Source organism: Xanthomonas sp. NCPPB 3570 (genome assembly GCF_056725115.1).
The window spans coordinates 3,301,116-3,315,976 of sequence record NZ_CM161513.1 but is presented as its reverse complement, the minus strand read 5'-3'; the positions used below and the strand labels follow the sequence as shown (position 1 = coordinate 3,315,976).

Sequence of the window (14,861 nt, the reverse complement as noted above, 5' to 3'; positions counted from 1 at the left end):
GCCCTGCCGATCACGCGCGCAGCACGCCTTGCCCGACGATCCACAGCGCATCGCTGTTTCCGCGCATTGCGTGGGCCGTAGGGAATATCGGATCACCTGCTTGGCCCCGCTCAGGCCGAATGCCGCATGCGCCGTAGGAGCGGCTTCAGCCGCGACGGGCTTTACCCGGACCGCCCGTCGCGGCTGATCCCCGAAAAGGGGACAAGAGCCGCTCCTACAGGATGTGTCTTGCCCTGCGGGTGCGGCTGCGCGCCGCCCAGCGCTCTTGTGCGACAGCGCGTCGAATCGCCAGCATGCCGGCCCCGGCGTGCGGCGTGCGGTGATGTGGCGATGTGGCGTGACATGTCCACGGGGAGATCGTGGACGGCGGCGAGAGCGTGCGCTGCGTGCCTTGTGCGCGATCCATGGACGCGACGGTGAGCGCCATCAGCGGGCGCTCCGAGCGCGCGCTGCCGTCGGGGCGAGGTGGGCGCTGAATTTCCTTGTGGCGTCAACTCGGCCGTTGCGGCGGCACTCGGGCGAGGCAATCGCGTCGTCGCATCGCTACGCGGTCACAACCGCGACAAGGCTGCATCGCCGCGACGGGGTAGCGGGACCGCACACGCAACGCAAGTCAGCGCCGCAGACAGCAGAAAGGCGGCTTGCGCCGCCTTCTGCGAGGGTGCTGCTCGGAGACCGCGCTCAGTGCGGCGAGGCCACCGACTTGGACGAGGACGCGCCCTTCTTGTCCTTCGGGTCCGGACGTTCGGCCATCAGGTTGTCGCTGCCGAAGTCGGTGTCCACGTCCAGCCAGCGCTGCGCCGGCAGGCCGATGGCGCGGTCGAGCACGGTCGGCAGCAGGCCAGAGGGCAGGCCGCTTTCGCCGTTCCACAGGATCGCCACGGCGAAGTCGCGTTCCGGCACCAGCGCAATCAGGCCGCGGTAGCCCTGCACCGCGCCGGCGTGGAAGATCACCTGGTGGCCGGAGTAGTCGAACACGCGCCAGCCCAGCGCGTAGCTGGCCGAGTTGACGCGGGCGCGGCGCCAGCCCGAGCGCATCTCGCCCGGGGTGAGGATCAGCGGCGCGTGCAGGGTCGCCAGCAACGGCTCCGGCAGCACGTCCGGGCGATGCCCGGTCTGCGCGATCAGCCACTGCGCCATGTCGCTGATGCTGGCATTGACGCCGGCGGCGGGCGCCAGGCGGTAGTAGGTCGGCTTGGGCGTCAGCGAGACCCAGCCGTTGCGGCTGCGCACGTGCGGGCGCGCCCAGCGCGGGCTGGCCTGGATGCCGGCCAGGCCCATGCTGGCGTCGTTCATGCCCAGCGGCTTGAAGATGCGCCGTTCCACCGACTGCTCGTAGAAGCTGCCGGACGCGGCGAACACCACATCGCCGATCAGGCTGAAGGCGACGTTCTGGTAGGCGTAGCACTCGCCCGGCGCGCACTTCAGCGGCGCATAGGCCAGCTTGTGGCTGAGCGTGTAGTAGTCGAGGTTGGATTCGACGTCGCGGTCGTAGGCGTTGTAGGTCAGGCCGACGCGGTGGCTGAGCAGGTCGGCGACATTCAACTGGCGGGTGGCCACCGGATCGCTGAGCTGGAAGCCCGGCACGTAGTCGACGACCTTGCTGTCCCAGCGCAGGGTGCCGTCGGTGACCAGCAGGCCGGCCATGGTGCCGGCGAAGGCCTTGGACAGCGAGGCCAGGCGGAACACGGTGTGCGCATCGACCGGCTCGGGGCGGTTGACGTCGGTGACGCCGTAGCCGCGCGCGCTGAGCACCTGGCCGTTGTGCACGATGGCCATGGCCAGGCCCGGCACGCGCTCGCCGTAGGTCAGCTGTTCGGCGGCCGATTCCAGCGCGGCCACGTCGAAGTCCCTGGCCAGCGGCAGCACCTGGCTCTGGGTCAGCGAGGCGCGGTAGGGCAGCGGCTGGGTCGGCGAGGTGTAGCGCGTGGCTTCGGTGTGCAGCGGCGGCGGCAGCGGTTGTGCGGGCGCCGGCGTCTGTGCGGTGGAGGACATCGCAAAGGGCAACAATGCCCCGAGCAACCCGGTTGCCACCGGTCGAAGGAGCCGGTGCCTGCTGTTCTGTGTCATTGCGCCTGAGGCCTGTGAGGTGCTGCCGGCAACGATTCTAGCGCCGGATTTCTCGAATGCACAAACTGGGAGAAGATGAATAGGCATCGCCTTGATCCTGCTGGGGATTTCCCGCGTCGAGCGGGGGTGTGCAGGCCTGCCGGCGGAGCGGTGGCGGGGACTGCGGCGGATGCCCACGGACATGCAATCGCCGTGCCGCGCACGGCCCGCTCAGCCCCTCTCCCCCCGGGAGAGGGGTTGGGGTGAGGGTCGGTCGCCCAGCAGCGCATCGCCCCTTCGCGATACCCGGGCGCTCGCCCCCACCGCGCAGCGTCGCGCATCCCCGCAACCGCCGCCTCACCCCTCCCGCAGCACAGCCCGCCCACGGATCAGATCCGCAGCACGCTCGGCGATCATCATCGTCGGCCCGTTGGTATTGCCGCTGACCAGGCGCGGCATCACCGAAGCGTCGACCACGCGCAGGCCGTCGAGGCCGCGCAGGCGCAGTTGCGGGTCGACCACCGCCTGCGCGTCGCTGCCCATCCGGCAGGTGCCGATCGGGTGATAGATGGTTTCGGCCTTGGCGCGGATGAAGGCGATCAGCCCGGCCTCGTCCAGGTCCTCGCGTGCCGGCAGCAGCGGCGCGCCGCGCCATGCATCGAACGCCGGCTGCCGCAGGATGTGCCGCGCCAGTCGCGCGCATTCCACCAGCATGCGCAGGTCGAAGCCGTCGGGATCGCTGAGGTAGTTGGCCTGGATCCGCGCCGGCGTGCGCGGGTCGGCGTCGTTGAGCGCGATGCGGCCACGGCTGCGCGGCTGCAGGTGGCAGGCGTGCAGGGTGAAACCGTCGCCGGGCAGGCGATTGCGGCCGTGGTCGTCGAGCATGGCCGGTACGAAGTGCAACTGGATGTCGGCACGCGCGTCCGGTGCCAGCGGCGAGCGGATGAAGCCGCCGGCCTCGGCGATGTTGCTGCTGCCGGCGCCGCGGTGCCCGCGCAGGAAATAATCGAAGGCGATCTTGGCCTGGTTGCGGCGGTCGTAGCTGATGCCGGGGCGGGTGCGGTACAGCGTGCACACGTCCAGGTGATCCTGCAGGTTGGCGCCGACCTGCGGCTGGTCGAGCTGCACCGCGATGCCGTGGCGGCGCAGCGCATCGGCCGGGCCGATGCCCGAGAGCATCAGCAGCTGCGGCGAGTTCACCGCGCCGGCGCTGAGCAGCACCTCGCGCGCGGCGCGCGCCTTTACCTCGCGGCCGTCCTGCGCATAGGCGACGCCGACCACGCGTCCGCCCTCGATCAACAGGCGCAGCACCAGCGCGTCGGTGACCACCTGCAGGTTCTCCCGCGCGCGCGCCGGCGCCAGGTAGGCGACTGCGGCCGAACAGCGTGCACCGTCCTTCTGGGTGACCTGGTACAGCCCCACGCCTTGTTGCTGCGGGCCGTTGAAATCGGGGTTGTGCGGGAAGCCCGCTTCCTGCGCGGCCGCGACGAACACGTCCGAGAGCGGGTTGTGGTAGCGCAGGTCGGAGACGTGCAGCGGGCCGTCGCCGCCGTGCAGCGCATCGCCGCCGCGGCTGTTGCATTCGCTGCGGCGGAAGTAGGGCAGCACGCCGCGCCAGTCCCAGCCGTCGGCGCCATCGGCCGACCAATCGTCGTAGTCGGCGGGCACGCCGCGCACGTAGCACATCGCGTTGATCGAGCTGGAGCCGCCCAGCACCTTGCCGCGCGGCCACCATAGGCGGCGGTCGTTCAAGGCCGGCTCGGCCTCGGTCAGGTAGTTCCAGTTGATGCGGCGGTTGGTGGCCAGGCGCGCCAGGCCCGCGGGCATGTGGATGAAGGGATTGCGGTCGCGTGGCCCGGCCTCGATCAGCAGCACCTTGCAGTCGCGGTCCTCGCTCAGGCGGTTGGCGAGCACGCAGCCGGCCGAGCCTGCGCCGATGATGATGTAGTCGTACACCCGCGGTGTCCCCTGAGTTCCTGGCGCCGACGCTAGTCGCCGAGGATAGAGCATATGCTCGGCGCGGCCGCCGCCGGACACGAGGCGCGTATGGCGCGGGCTGCGGATCGCGCACGCGCTGGCGGTGTTGCGGTGCATCAGCTACCGTGCGCGTTTTCCGCCCCCCGAAAATCGCCATGTCCCGTTTTTGCGCCAGGGTCCGCCGCCAATGAGCGCCACCCCGCATGCCCCCGGCGCGCTGGCGCGGCTGCGCGGCGCCCTGCGCGATTCGCCGCCGCTGGCGTGGGCGTTCCTGTACTTCTTCTCGCTGCTCAGCGGCTACTACGTGCTGCGGCCGGTGCGCGAGGCGATGGGCGCCTCCGCCGACGTGGCCGCGGTGTTCCCGCCAGCGATGATCGCGTTCTTCGCGGCGCACGGCATGCCGCTGAAGGAGTTCGCGCTGCAGGTGCTGTTCACCTGCACCTTCCTGATCATGCTGTTGCTGCAGCCGATCTACGGCGCGCTGGTCAGCCGCTATCCGCGGCGGGTGTTCCTGCCGGTGGTGTACGGCTTCTTCATCGCCACGCTGTTGCTGTTCTACGTGCTGTTCGACAGCGGCGTGCCCGGGCGCGGCATGGCCTTCTTCCTGTGGATCTCGGTGTTCAACCTGTTCGCGGTGGCGGTGTTCTGGAGCTTCATGGCCGATGTCTTCAGCAATGCCGAAGCGCGCGCCTGCTACGGCTACATCGGCGCCGCCGGCACGCTCGGCGCGTTCCTGGGGCCGGTGATCGCCGGCAGCCTGGTCGAGCGCGTCGGCATCGCCAACCTGATGCTGGTGTCGGCCGGCTTCCTGGTGGTCAGCGTGGTGTGCCTGCTGCGCCTGCGGCTGTGGGCGGTCGCCCGCGAACGCGAGCGCGGCGTGGTCGGCGGCGAGGCGCCGATGGGCGGCGACGTGCTGGCCGGGCTGAAGCTGATCGCGCGCGAACCGCTGTTGCGCTGGCTGGCGCTGATGTCGGTGTTCGGCGTGGGCGTGGGCACCCTGCTGTACAACGAACAGGCGGCGATCGTGCGCCGCCTGTACACCGATGCGGCGGCCAGTACCGCCTTCTACGCCAACATCGACCTGGCGGTGAACGCGGTGACCCTGGTGATGCAGTTGCTGGTCACCCGCGCGCTGCTGTCGCGCTTCGGCATCGGACCGGCGCTGCTGATCCCCGGCTGCGCGATCCTGCTCGGCTATTCGGTGCTGGCGGTGTCGCCGCTGCCGATGCTGGTGGCCGTGGTGCAGGTGGTGACCCGCGCCGGCGAGTTCTCCCTGGCCAAGCCGGCGCGCGAGACCCTGTACACCCGGGTCGGCCGCGAATGGCGCTACAAGGCCGGCGCGGCGATCGATACGGTGATCTACCGTGGCAGCGACCTCAGCTTCGCCTGGCTGTACAAGCTGCTGTCGGGGTTCGGCTCGCAGGTGGTGTTCGTCGCGGGCCTGTTGGCCGCCTCCGGCATGACCCTGGGCGCGTGGCGGCTGCTGCGCGAGGCGGCCAAGCTGCCGCCGGAACGCACGCCGCCGCCGCGCTGAGCCGTCGCCGCGCGGCCGAGCACTGGCCGCCCATCGGGACGCTGGCTATGCTGGCGCCCTGTCTCCTGTGCCGGATAGCACGATGATCCTGTTGGCTTCGATCCTGGTCGGCGCGGTCGCGCTGCTGCACCTGTACATCCTGGTGCTGGAAATGGTCCTGTGGACGCGTCCGCTGGGCATGAAGGTGTTCCGCAACAGCCCGGAGAAGGCCCAGGCCACGCGCGTGCTGGCGGCCAACCAGGGGCTGTACAACGGCTTCCTCGCCGCCGGCCTGGCCTGGGGCCTGGTCGCGCAGCGGGTCGACGTGATGCTGTTCTTCCTCGGCTGCGTGGTCGTGGCCGGCCTGTATGGCGGCTGGAGCGTCAGCCGCCGCATCGTGTTCGTGCAGGCGCTGCCGGCGGCGCTGGCGATCGCGGCGGTGCTGCTGGCGTACTGACCGCGCCCGCGCTGCAGACACGCAGCGCGGCGATCAGGCGGTGCTCGGCGTGCGTGGCGACACCCACATGGCGATGCGCGCGACGCACACCACCTGCTCGCGCGTATCGCGGATCTCCACGCTGACCGGCAGGTCGTAGCCGCGCTCGGCGGCGACGATCGCCACGTCCGGCGTGGCCACCGCATGCATCGGACCCACCGCCTTGCTGCGGTATTCCACCTGCATGCCCTTGGGAATCCAGCGCATCGATGGCGGCAGGCTGGCGTCGACCATGAGACCGCCGGCCAGTTCCGCCAGGTTGCACAGGGCGATCGCATGCACGGTGCCGATGTGGTTGCTGACGCGCCGCCGGTGCGCGATGCGCGCCTCGCAACGGCCCGGTTCCAGGACGGTGATGCGCGGGGCGATGCTGGCGAAGTAGGGCGCCTTGAAACACACCGCGCGCGCGAACAGCCATGAGCCAGCCGGCCAGCGTTGCATGCGGCGATAGAGCGAAAGCAGGTGGCTCATGGCTGTCTCCTCAAACGCACGACGGCGGACCGAAGTCCGCCGTCGTGGGTGTCGCATGACCAGAAGGATCAGGCCGCTTCGCGCGAATGCCCGTCATCGGCCGCTGCAGCGGCGCGCTGGTAATAGCTCGCCGAACGCAGTTCGTCGGTATCGAAGTCGTCGACGCTGATCGTGTCCATGGTGATCTCGCGCAGCTCCTCCAGCTGACGGCGCTCGTCGGCCGACAGCACGCCTTGGCGCACCGCCTCGTCCAGCTGCGAGGCGAAGTCCAGCGCCTCGATGCCCTTGCTCTTGAGCGCCTTCAGGAACTTGCGCTCCACCGGCTCGGCGAGCACCGCCTTGGTCAGATAGCTGGCGATGCGGCCGCCGGGGTTGTTTTCGCACGGGGTCAGGAACACGCCCTGGCCCAGGCGATCACGGGCTTCGTTGGGGGTCATCAGCAGTGCGGCGACGCGATGGCCCAGGCGGTCGCCCGGCGCCTCGGCACGGCGGCCCCACGGGAAGATCAGTGCCCACATCAACCAGCCGACCGGACGGATCGGGAAGTTGCGCAGCGCCGCCGACAGCGCCAGCTCGATCTTGTGCACGCTGTCGTGGAAGGCCCAGGCCAGCAGCGGCTGATCGGTGGCCGGCGCGCCGTCGTCGTGGTAGCGCTTGAGCATCGCGCTGGTCATGTAGATGTGGCTCAGCACGTCGCCCAGGCGCCCGGACAGCGACTCCTTGAACTTCAGCTTGCCGCCGAGCATCAGCATCGACACGTCGGCCATCAGCGCTAGGTTCGCCGAGTAGCGATCCAGCTTGCGGAAGTAGCGGCGGGTGTAGGCATCGCCCGGCGCGGCGCCGATGCGTGCGGCGGTCAGGCCGAACCACAGCGAACGCACCGCGTTGGAGATGGCGAAGCCGATATGGCCGAACAGGTTGCGGTCGAACTCGTCGACGCCGGCCTTGTGGTCCGGATTGCCGGCGGCCTTCATCTCCTTCATCACCCACGGATGGCACAGGATCGCGCCCTGGCCGAAGATCAGCAGGCTGCGGGTCATGATGTTGGCGCCTTCCACGGTGATCGCGATCGGCGCGGCCTGCCAGCTGCGGCCGGCGAAGTTGCGCGGGCCGAGGATGATGCCCTTGCCGCCGACCACGTCCATCACGTCGCTGATGACCTCGCGGCTCATCGTGGTGCAGTGGTACTTGGCGATCGCCGACGGCACCGACGGCACGTCGCCACGGTCCACCGCCGCAGCGGTGGCCTGCGACAGCGCACTGATCGCATAGGCCTTGCCGCCGATGCGCGCTAGCGCCTCTTCCACGCCTTCGAAGCGGCCGACCGACAGGCCGAACTGCTTGCGGATGCGCGCATACGCGCCGGTGACGACCGCGCCGAACTTGGCGCCGCCGCTGGCGGTGGAGGGCAGGGTGATCGAACGGCCCACGGCCAGGCACTCGTTGAGCATGTTCCAGCCCTTGCCGACCATCTCCACGCCGCCGATCAGCTGGCTCAGCGGGATGAACACCTCGCGGCCATGGATCGGGCCGTTCTGGAACGGCGAGTTCAGCGGGAAGTGGCGGCGACCGATCTCGACCCCCGGGGTCTCGCGCGGCAACAGCGCCAGGGTGATGCCGATGTCCTTGGTGTCGCCGATCAGGCCGTCCGGGTCGTACATGCGGAACGCCAGGCCGACCAGGGTCGCCACCGGGGCCAGGGTGATGTAGCGCTTGTCGAAGGTCAGCTTGACGCCGAGCACGTTGGCGCCGTTCCACTCGCCCTTGCAGACGATGCCGTAGTCGGGGATCGAGGTGGCATCGGAGCCGGCGAACGGACCGGTCAGGCCGAAGCAGGGCACTTCCTGGCCCACCGCCAGGCGCGGCAGGTAGTAGTCCTTCTGCTCCTTGGAGCCGTAGTGCAGCAGCAGTTCGCCCGGGCCCAGCGAGTTGGGCACGCCGACGGTGGAGCTGACCACGCTCGACACCGAAGCGATCTTCTGGATCACCTTGTGGTGGGCCAGCGCGGAGAAGCCGAGGCCGCCGTATTCCTTCGGAATGATCATGCCGAAGAACTTGTTCTTCTTGATGAAGCTCCACAGTTCCGGCGGCAGGTCGGCGTGGACGTGGGTGATGTCCCAGTCGTTGGTCATCCGGCACAGTTCTTCCACCGGGCCATCGAGGAAGGCCTGCTCTTCGGCTGTCAGCTGCGGCTTGGGATAGTTCAGCAGCTTCTGCCAGTCCGGATCGCCGGTGAACAGTTCGCCTTCGAAGCCGACCGAGCCGGTTTCCAGGGCGATGCGCTCGGTCTGCGACAGCGGCGGCAGCACCTTGCGGAACACCTTCAGCATCGGCGCGGTGAGCAGCGGCTTGCGCACGAACGGCAACAGCAGCGGCACCGCGACCACCGCCAGCACAACGGCCGCGACGATGGTGGCGACGTGGTTGGCGCCGAGCAGCCAGCACGCGACCAGCAGCGTGGCGCTCAACGCGGCCCAGACGGCGAGCCGCATGCGGTGATAGGCGGCGAACGCGCCGGCCAGCAACAACACGAGGAAGGGGGCAATGATGCTCATGGGCGTGCTCCGGGGAGGTACTCGGTGACGGCGGACGATGCGCCGGCGCAGGCCGGTGGCAGGGCGTCCAGGTAGTGCAACACAGTGGCGGTAAATGCGGCGTTGTCGTCGCCGGCCAGCATATGCGTGGCCTCGGGCAGATGCGCGTGCTGCGCATGCGGCACCAGCGACAGGAATTCTGCGATGGTCTGCGGCGTGACCAGGTCGCTGCGGCCGCCGCTGATCAGCAGCAGCGGACACTGCACGTGCGCGGCGGCCTGCGCGATCGCGCCCTGGTGCTGGTCGCTGTCGCGCGCCAGCTCTTCGACCAGGCGCGGATCCCAGTGCCAGTACCAGCGGCCATCGGCGTGCTGGCGCAGGACGCTGCGCAAGGCCTCGGGCGACTTGCGCGCACGCTGCGGCAGATACGCGGCGATCGCGTCGCCGGCGTCGTCCAGGCTGGCGAAGCCCTGCGGGTGGGCGGTCATGAAGACGAGGATGCGCTCGACCCCGGCCGGCTGCCAGCGCGGGGTGATGTCCACCAGCACCATCGCGCGGAACAGGCCCGGCCAGCGCGACTCGGCGATCAGCCCGAACAGTCCGCCCATCGACGCGGCGACCAGCACCGGCGGTGGCGACATCTCGCCGGCGACCACGATCAGGTCGTCGGTGAACTGCTCGCCGCGATAGGGCAGGTCCGCCGGGTTGCGTGCGGAGTCGCCATGGCCGCGCGCGTCATAGGCGACGCTGCGGTAGCCGTGCGCCTGCAGCGCCGCGGCGGTTGCCGACCACGCGTGCCGGGTCTGGCCGAAGCCATGCGCGAACAGCACCGAGCCGGCCTCACCGGGACCGGTGACGGTCGCAGCCAGCGCCAGCTCGCCGGCACCCGAGAGGGTGGCCGGGACGGACTGCGCGACAGTGGCGGAAGCAGAAACCATACGAGATAGTATGGTCGCTCGAAGCGGCATGTCAATACGATGCAGTATGGGTGCGAAAAGCCAATGCTGTCGGGCGTTTGCGCTCACCGCGCGAAGGCCACATACTGCAACCGACGTCCCCGTATGGTTAAATCCACGGATGAATACCGCGCCCGCTCCTTCCTCCGACGACGGCGCCGCTTCCGGCGGTGGCCGCAACAACCGGCTCAGTGCCGAAGACTGGGCGCAGGCCGCCCTCGACCTGATCGCCGAACAGGGCGTGAGCGCGGTGGCGGTGGAGCCGCTGGCGCGGCGCCTGGGCGTCACCAAGGGCAGCTTCTATTGGCATTTCCCCTCGCGTGATGCGCTGCTGCAGGCTGCGCTGGAACGCTGGGAACTGGTCGAGCAGCAACAGGTGTTCGGCAGCCTGGAAGAAGTGCCGGATCCGCGCACGCGGCTGCGCGCGCTGTTTCAACTGGTCGCGCATGAGGTCAAGCCGCACGTCATCTACAGCGAGCTGCTGAAGGCGCTCGACCATCCCGCGGTGCGCCCGGTGATCGACCGGGTCTCGCAGCGGCGCATGGAGTACCTGATCGCCTCGTTCCGCCAGGCCGGGCTCAGTCGCACCGACGCCCAACATCGCGCACGCCTGGCCTATGCCGCCTACGTCGGCTTCCTGCAGCTGTCGTTGCAACTGCACCAGCCCAAGCAGGCGCGCGAGGACTTCGAGGCCTACGTCGAACACGTCATCGTGACCTTGATTCCCGGCTGATTCCTGCAGCATTTGCATTCGTATTGAATGCGACGCTAGCTGGCCGATTTGTTTGTATTGAAAAAGCTGGCTGCATAAGAAAACGGCCCCTTTCGGGGCCGTTTTTGTTGTCGCTACATCTGCTGTATCAGAACCGCTGGGTGTATTGCATGAACAGGTAACGGTCGTAGTCCAGCATCGGATCGATGGACGAGGAGCTGTTGTTGGTCAGCGAGTAGGTGATCGGCGGTTGCTTGTTCCACACGTTGCGAGCACCCACGGTGACCGCGCCGTTCCAAGGGGCCGACCAGGTCATCGAGACGTCCTGATAGGTGATGGCGCCCTTCTTGTTGGCGCCCACGCCACCGCCCCAGCCGGCGTTGGGCGTCTGGTAGTCGGGCTCGTTGCACTCTTCGGCGTACTGGCAGTAATCGCGGTAGCCGCCGTAGTAGCGCAGGTTCCAGCTGGCCGACAGGTCGCCCTTGACCCAGTTCACGCCGAGCGTGGCCCGAACGCGCGGGTAGTTCCAGTAGCCCGCGTAGTCGTTCCACGGGCTGCCGTTGTCGCTCTGCTGCCGGAACGCAACCAGGTAGTTGCTGTCCAGTCGCAGCGAGAACTGGCCGACCGCGAATTCCGGCAGGCGATAGTTCGCGACGAAGTTGTAGCCTTCGGTTTCCAGCGCACCCAGGTTGGTGTTGCCGCGGCTCAGGCTGACCACCTGGCCGGTGGCCGCATCGCGGGTGTAGTTACAGAACGAGGTGACGCCGTTGTAGCACTGGTTCAGCACATAGGTCGCGCTGACCGCGGTGATCACGTTGGAGATGCTGATCTTGTACCAGTCGAGCGAGAAGTCCAGGCCCTGCACCCAGTGCGGGCTGAAGACCAAGCCGACCGTGCGGGTCTTGCTGTACTCCGGCTGCAGCTCGGCGTTGCCCACGCCGGCCTGGAACGCGGTGTTGCTCTGCGTTTCGCGGGCGCTGACCGGCTGGCCGGCGTTGTCGGTCTGGCGGAAGTTCGTCGAGAGGCCTTCCGACGCGCAGCGCGCTGCCACGGCCGGCGTGGACAGCTGGCCAAAGCGTGCATCGCACGGATCGGTGAACGGATCGAAGGACTGCGAGCCGCCGCCGAAGGTGTCGTCCAGGGTCGGGGCGCGGAAGCCCTTGCCGTACGTGCCACGCACCAGCAGATCCTCGACCGGCTTCCAGGTCAGGCTGAACTTGCTGTTGGTGGTGTTGCCGAACCGGTCGTAGTCCGAGTAGCGGCTCGCCACGTCGAACGAGAGTTCCTTGGCGAACGGCACGTCCTTCAGGACCGGAATCATCAGTTCCAGGTACGCTTCGTTGGTCTTGTACTTGCCCGTGGTCGGCGCGGCGGCCAGGTCGGTGGTGTAACCGGCGCTGGAGAGCTGGTCCGGGTAGTCGTAGCCGCTGACTTCGCGGTGCTCGACACCTGCCGCGAACGCGAATTCGCCTGCCGAACCCGGCATGTCGAACAGGCCGCCGGTGATGTTGGCGAAGTACTGCTTGCTTACGCTCTGCTGGGTGGCCTGGCCCAGGGTGCTGATGTACTTCAACGCGTCGGCGGTGGACGCGGACGGGCCGCCGAGGATGTTGAACGGCGTGCACTGTCCGGCAGCCAGGTTGGTGCCCAGCGCGATCGGGTTGGCCGCGGTACCGCACTGGACCACGCCCTGTGCATTCAGGAAGGACGGCCCCAGGGCCTTCTGCAGCGCCAGCAAGTTGACGTTGCCGGTGCTGATCTGGGTGACGTCGTACTTGTTGTAGTTCATGCCGACGTCCCAGTTCCAGCCATGGGTGCCGACATTGAACGCGCCTTCCAGAGCGGCGTCGAAGTGGAAGCTCTTGACGTCGTTTTCCGACACGCGCGGAACTTCCGTGATGCGACGGAACCAGGAGGTGATGTCCTGGCCGACCGGGTTGTAGTAGCTCTGGCCGCTGATGGAGACCGGGAACGTGCGCTGCGAGGTCGCGCTCAGCGGATAGCCGCCGACCTGGCGCGTGGAATCGCGCTCGGAGTACATCGCCGTCGACTTGAAGGTGATGTTCTCGTTGAGATCGAAGCTGCCCGAGGTGAATACCGACTTGGTCTCATTGCCTTGCGCCAGCATCATCTGCTGGGTGACGTTGAAGCGATCGTCGGTGGTCAGGCCGTTGTGGTAGTTGGCGAGGTTGCGCGAATCGGCGCCAACGCCGTTGCCGTCCCACGAACCGGTGTGGTTGAGGACGTAGGTGCTGCCGTTGTAGTTGAAGCGGCCCCACGGGCCGGTGGCGCTCAGGCCGTCCAGCGGGTGGTTCGGCCCAAAGGTGGTGCGGGTCAATTCGCGGTCCTTGGCGAACACCGGATCTTCCTTGGTGTAGCTGGCGCCGAACACGAGCGAGGAGTGGTCGCCGCTGGCGCCCAGGGTGATCGAGTACGACTGCTTCTGGCCGTCGCCGCGGCCGTTCTGGCCGAACAGCGCCGAGGCTTCGGCACCTTCGAAATTCTTGCGCAGGATGATGTTGACCACGCCGGCAACGGCGTCGGAGCCGTAGATCGCCGAGGCGCCGTCCTTCAGCACTTCGATGCGATCGATCAGGGCGCTGGGGATGGTCGACAGGTCGGTGTAGCCGGCCAGGCTGGAGGTCCAGCGCTTGCCGTTCACCAGCACCAGGGTGCGCTGCTCGCCCAGGTTGTACAGGTTGACGTACTGGCCGCCCTGTTCCGCGTTCGAGGTCAGCACCGCTGCCTTGCTGAACGTCTGGGTGCCGGAGACGGTGAGGTTCTGCAGGATGTCGCCGACGCTCACCAGGCCGGACTTCTTGATCTCCTCAGAGGATACGGTGAAGACCGGCTGGGCGGTCTCGACGTCCACCGAACGGATGCGCGAACCGGTGACTTCGATGCGATCCAGGTTGGTGGCGCCACTGGTGCTCGCGTCCTGAGCGAAGGCTGCGCCAGTGCTGCCGCCAGCGCCCACGACCAGCGCGAGCACCACTGCGTCGCGCAGTTTGTTGGTCTTGCAATTCATTAGCTATCTCTCCGAATGAGATTGGGTAAAGCCCAAGGTTTGCCTGTGGGCGGAATCGAAAGCGCGATTCCAAATCCCTTCAGGGTGCCTGGATGTTAGCCCGGTCGGAGGAAGAATTAAAGTCCCGTTAACAAGGGAGTGTTTTGACGTGAATTCGATTAAAAATCACGTATCCATCACAAAATGCATTGTGATGGGGCGGCATGCGCCGCCGGCTGCTCGCTACAGGTCCTGCTCGTACCGCACGTAAGGGATGGTCCCCTCTTCGGTGCTGATGTTGTTCGGCGAAAACGGGTTCTTGCCACGGGTGATGACGTTCTCGGCGCCTACGGTCAGCTGGCCGCTCCACGGCGTGCGCCAGGTCAGGCCTACGCCCAGGCCGGTCCACTTGCCGGGCTGGCCGGGGGCGTCGACGACGCGGCCGATGACGTTGGCGCTGAACGAGCCGTAGCCGCCGCCGATGCTCAGGCTCTTGCTGTCCCAACGGTCGAGCATGGCCGGGGTGGCATCGGCGATCGGCACCAGACGCGCCTTGGCGTAGGTGCCGCCGATCGAGACGAAGCCTTCGCGGCCGATGTTCTGCTGCGCGAAGACGGTCAGGTCGTTCTGCTCCATCCGCATCGACGGCGTCTTGTTGGCGCCGGCCAGCCAGGCGGGGAGGTTCTCGCGGCCGGTGCCGGCCGACAGCGACAGGCGCCCGCCGGGGCGGTTGAAGGTGGTGGTGGCGGCGACGTGGTGGCCGGTGGTGCCGTCGTCGTCGCCCAGGCTGGCCAACATGCAGTGGCTGGCCAGCCCGCTGATGCTGCTGCCGCTGGCGCTGTTGCACAGCAGGCCCAGCGAGTCGCCGGAGGACAGGCCGAACGCGGCATCCAGCGAGTTGCGGCCGAAATGCCAGCGCGCGCCGACCGCCTGTTCGCCGGTGGGCTCCAGGTACAGCAGCGCCTCGACCTTGCCGCTGCCCTTGTTCCAGACCGGCAGCACGGTGCGGTCCTGGCCGCTGGCCGGCTTGCTCTGCGCGTGCGCGCCCGTGCTCGCCGCAAGGGCGATCAGCAGGGCGAGCGGTAGGCGCAGGAAGGGTCGCATCAGCAGTCTGAGACTTGGGGCGGGCACGAAAGTTCCCGCCGG

General features: G+C 68.1%; 10 protein-coding genes. 3 read left to right on the top strand and 7 right to left on the bottom strand.

The features are described 5' to 3' along the window. Nucleotides 1–681 precede the first annotated feature (681 nt). Entirely contained in the window at nucleotides 682–2,070 is a 1,389-nt protein-coding gene (locus tag AC1PLR_RS14445; protein WP_010344199.1) for a serine hydrolase domain-containing protein, read from the bottom strand. A 336-nt stretch (nucleotides 2,071–2,406) separates the two neighbouring features. Further along, on the bottom strand, nucleotides 2,407–4,005 hold the full coding sequence (locus tag AC1PLR_RS14440; RefSeq protein ID WP_481101421.1) for a GMC family oxidoreductase: 1,599 nt from the start codon (nucleotides 4,003–4,005) through the stop codon (nucleotides 2,407–2,409). 208 nt (nucleotides 4,006–4,213) lie between these two features. Between AC1PLR_RS14440 and AC1PLR_RS14435 the strand changes: the two genes are divergently transcribed. Further along, nucleotides 4,214–5,560 carry an NTP/NDP exchange transporter gene (locus tag AC1PLR_RS14435; RefSeq protein WP_420009330.1) on the top strand — a complete coding sequence of 449 codons (1,347 nt, stop codon included), beginning with the start codon at nucleotides 4,214–4,216 and terminating at the stop codon, nucleotides 5,558–5,560. 82 nt (nucleotides 5,561–5,642) lie between these two features. After that, nucleotides 5,643–5,996 carry a DUF1304 domain-containing protein gene (locus AC1PLR_RS14430; RefSeq protein ID WP_010344196.1) on the top strand — a complete coding sequence of 118 codons (354 nt, stop codon included), beginning with the start codon at nucleotides 5,643–5,645 and terminating at the stop codon, nucleotides 5,994–5,996. Nucleotides 5,997–6,029: 33 nt separating this feature from the next. Here the strand turns inward: AC1PLR_RS14430 and AC1PLR_RS14425 are convergent, their stop codons facing one another. From AC1PLR_RS14425 to AC1PLR_RS14415, 3 genes are all read right to left on the bottom strand, one after another. Beyond that, complete coding sequence (locus AC1PLR_RS14425; protein ID WP_481101420.1) at nucleotides 6,030–6,506, bottom strand: hotdog fold domain-containing protein; 477 nt, start codon at nucleotides 6,504–6,506, stop codon at nucleotides 6,030–6,032. A gap of 68 nt (nucleotides 6,507–6,574) precedes the next feature. Then, nucleotides 6,575–9,061, bottom strand: a complete 2,487-nt coding sequence (locus AC1PLR_RS14420) for an acyl-CoA dehydrogenase (RefSeq protein WP_481101419.1) — start codon at nucleotides 9,059–9,061, stop codon at nucleotides 6,575–6,577. Continuing rightward, nucleotides 9,058–9,978 (bottom strand): alpha/beta fold hydrolase, encoded by a 921-nt coding sequence (locus tag AC1PLR_RS14415; RefSeq protein WP_481101418.1) that lies wholly within the window; start codon nucleotides 9,976–9,978, stop codon nucleotides 9,058–9,060. The genes AC1PLR_RS14420 and AC1PLR_RS14415 overlap by 4 nt, the downstream gene beginning before the upstream one ends. A 139-nt stretch (nucleotides 9,979–10,117) precedes the next feature. Between AC1PLR_RS14415 and AC1PLR_RS14410 the strand changes: the two genes are divergently transcribed. After that, nucleotides 10,118–10,729, top strand: a complete 612-nt coding sequence (locus AC1PLR_RS14410) for a TetR/AcrR family transcriptional regulator (protein ID WP_209029670.1) — start codon at nucleotides 10,118–10,120, stop codon at nucleotides 10,727–10,729. 127 nt (nucleotides 10,730–10,856) lie between these two features. Here AC1PLR_RS14410 and AC1PLR_RS14405 read toward each other — a convergent pair whose 3' ends face one another. Both AC1PLR_RS14405 and AC1PLR_RS14400 read right to left on the bottom strand, forming a co-directional pair. Then, a complete protein-coding gene (locus AC1PLR_RS14405) occupies nucleotides 10,857–13,736 on the bottom strand; it encodes a TonB-dependent receptor domain-containing protein (RefSeq protein ID WP_019801554.1) in 2,880 nt (959 codons plus the stop codon). A 222-nt stretch (nucleotides 13,737–13,958) separates the two neighbouring features. Continuing rightward, nucleotides 13,959–14,819, bottom strand: coding sequence for an XOO1806 family protein (locus AC1PLR_RS14400; protein ID WP_371182839.1), 861 nt, complete (start codon nucleotides 14,817–14,819; stop codon nucleotides 13,959–13,961). Between the last annotated feature and the right edge of the window lie 42 nt (nucleotides 14,820–14,861).

Coding starts and splice junctions, on each gene's coding strand:
- AC1PLR_RS14415 (WP_481101418.1), bottom strand. CDS start 9,978: ATGGTTTCTGCTTCCGCCACTGTCGCGCAGTCCGTCCCGGCCACCCTC.
- AC1PLR_RS14405 (WP_019801554.1), bottom strand. CDS start 13,736: ATGAATTGCAAGACCAACAAACTGCGCGACGCAGTGGTGCTCGCGCTG.
- AC1PLR_RS14435 (WP_420009330.1), top strand. CDS start 4,214: ATGAGCGCCACCCCGCATGCCCCCGGCGCGCTGGCGCGGCTGCGCGGC.
- AC1PLR_RS14425 (WP_481101420.1), bottom strand. CDS start 6,506: ATGAGCCACCTGCTTTCGCTCTATCGCCGCATGCAACGCTGGCCGGCT.
- AC1PLR_RS14400 (WP_371182839.1), bottom strand. CDS start 14,819: ATGCGACCCTTCCTGCGCCTACCGCTCGCCCTGCTGATCGCCCTTGCG.
- AC1PLR_RS14410 (WP_209029670.1), top strand. CDS start 10,118: ATGAATACCGCGCCCGCTCCTTCCTCCGACGACGGCGCCGCTTCCGGC.
- AC1PLR_RS14445 (WP_010344199.1), bottom strand. CDS start 2,070: ATGACACAGAACAGCAGGCACCGGCTCCTTCGACCGGTGGCAACCGGG.
- AC1PLR_RS14420 (WP_481101419.1), bottom strand. CDS start 9,061: ATGAGCATCATTGCCCCCTTCCTCGTGTTGTTGCTGGCCGGCGCGTTC.
- AC1PLR_RS14430 (WP_010344196.1), top strand. CDS start 5,643: ATGATCCTGTTGGCTTCGATCCTGGTCGGCGCGGTCGCGCTGCTGCAC.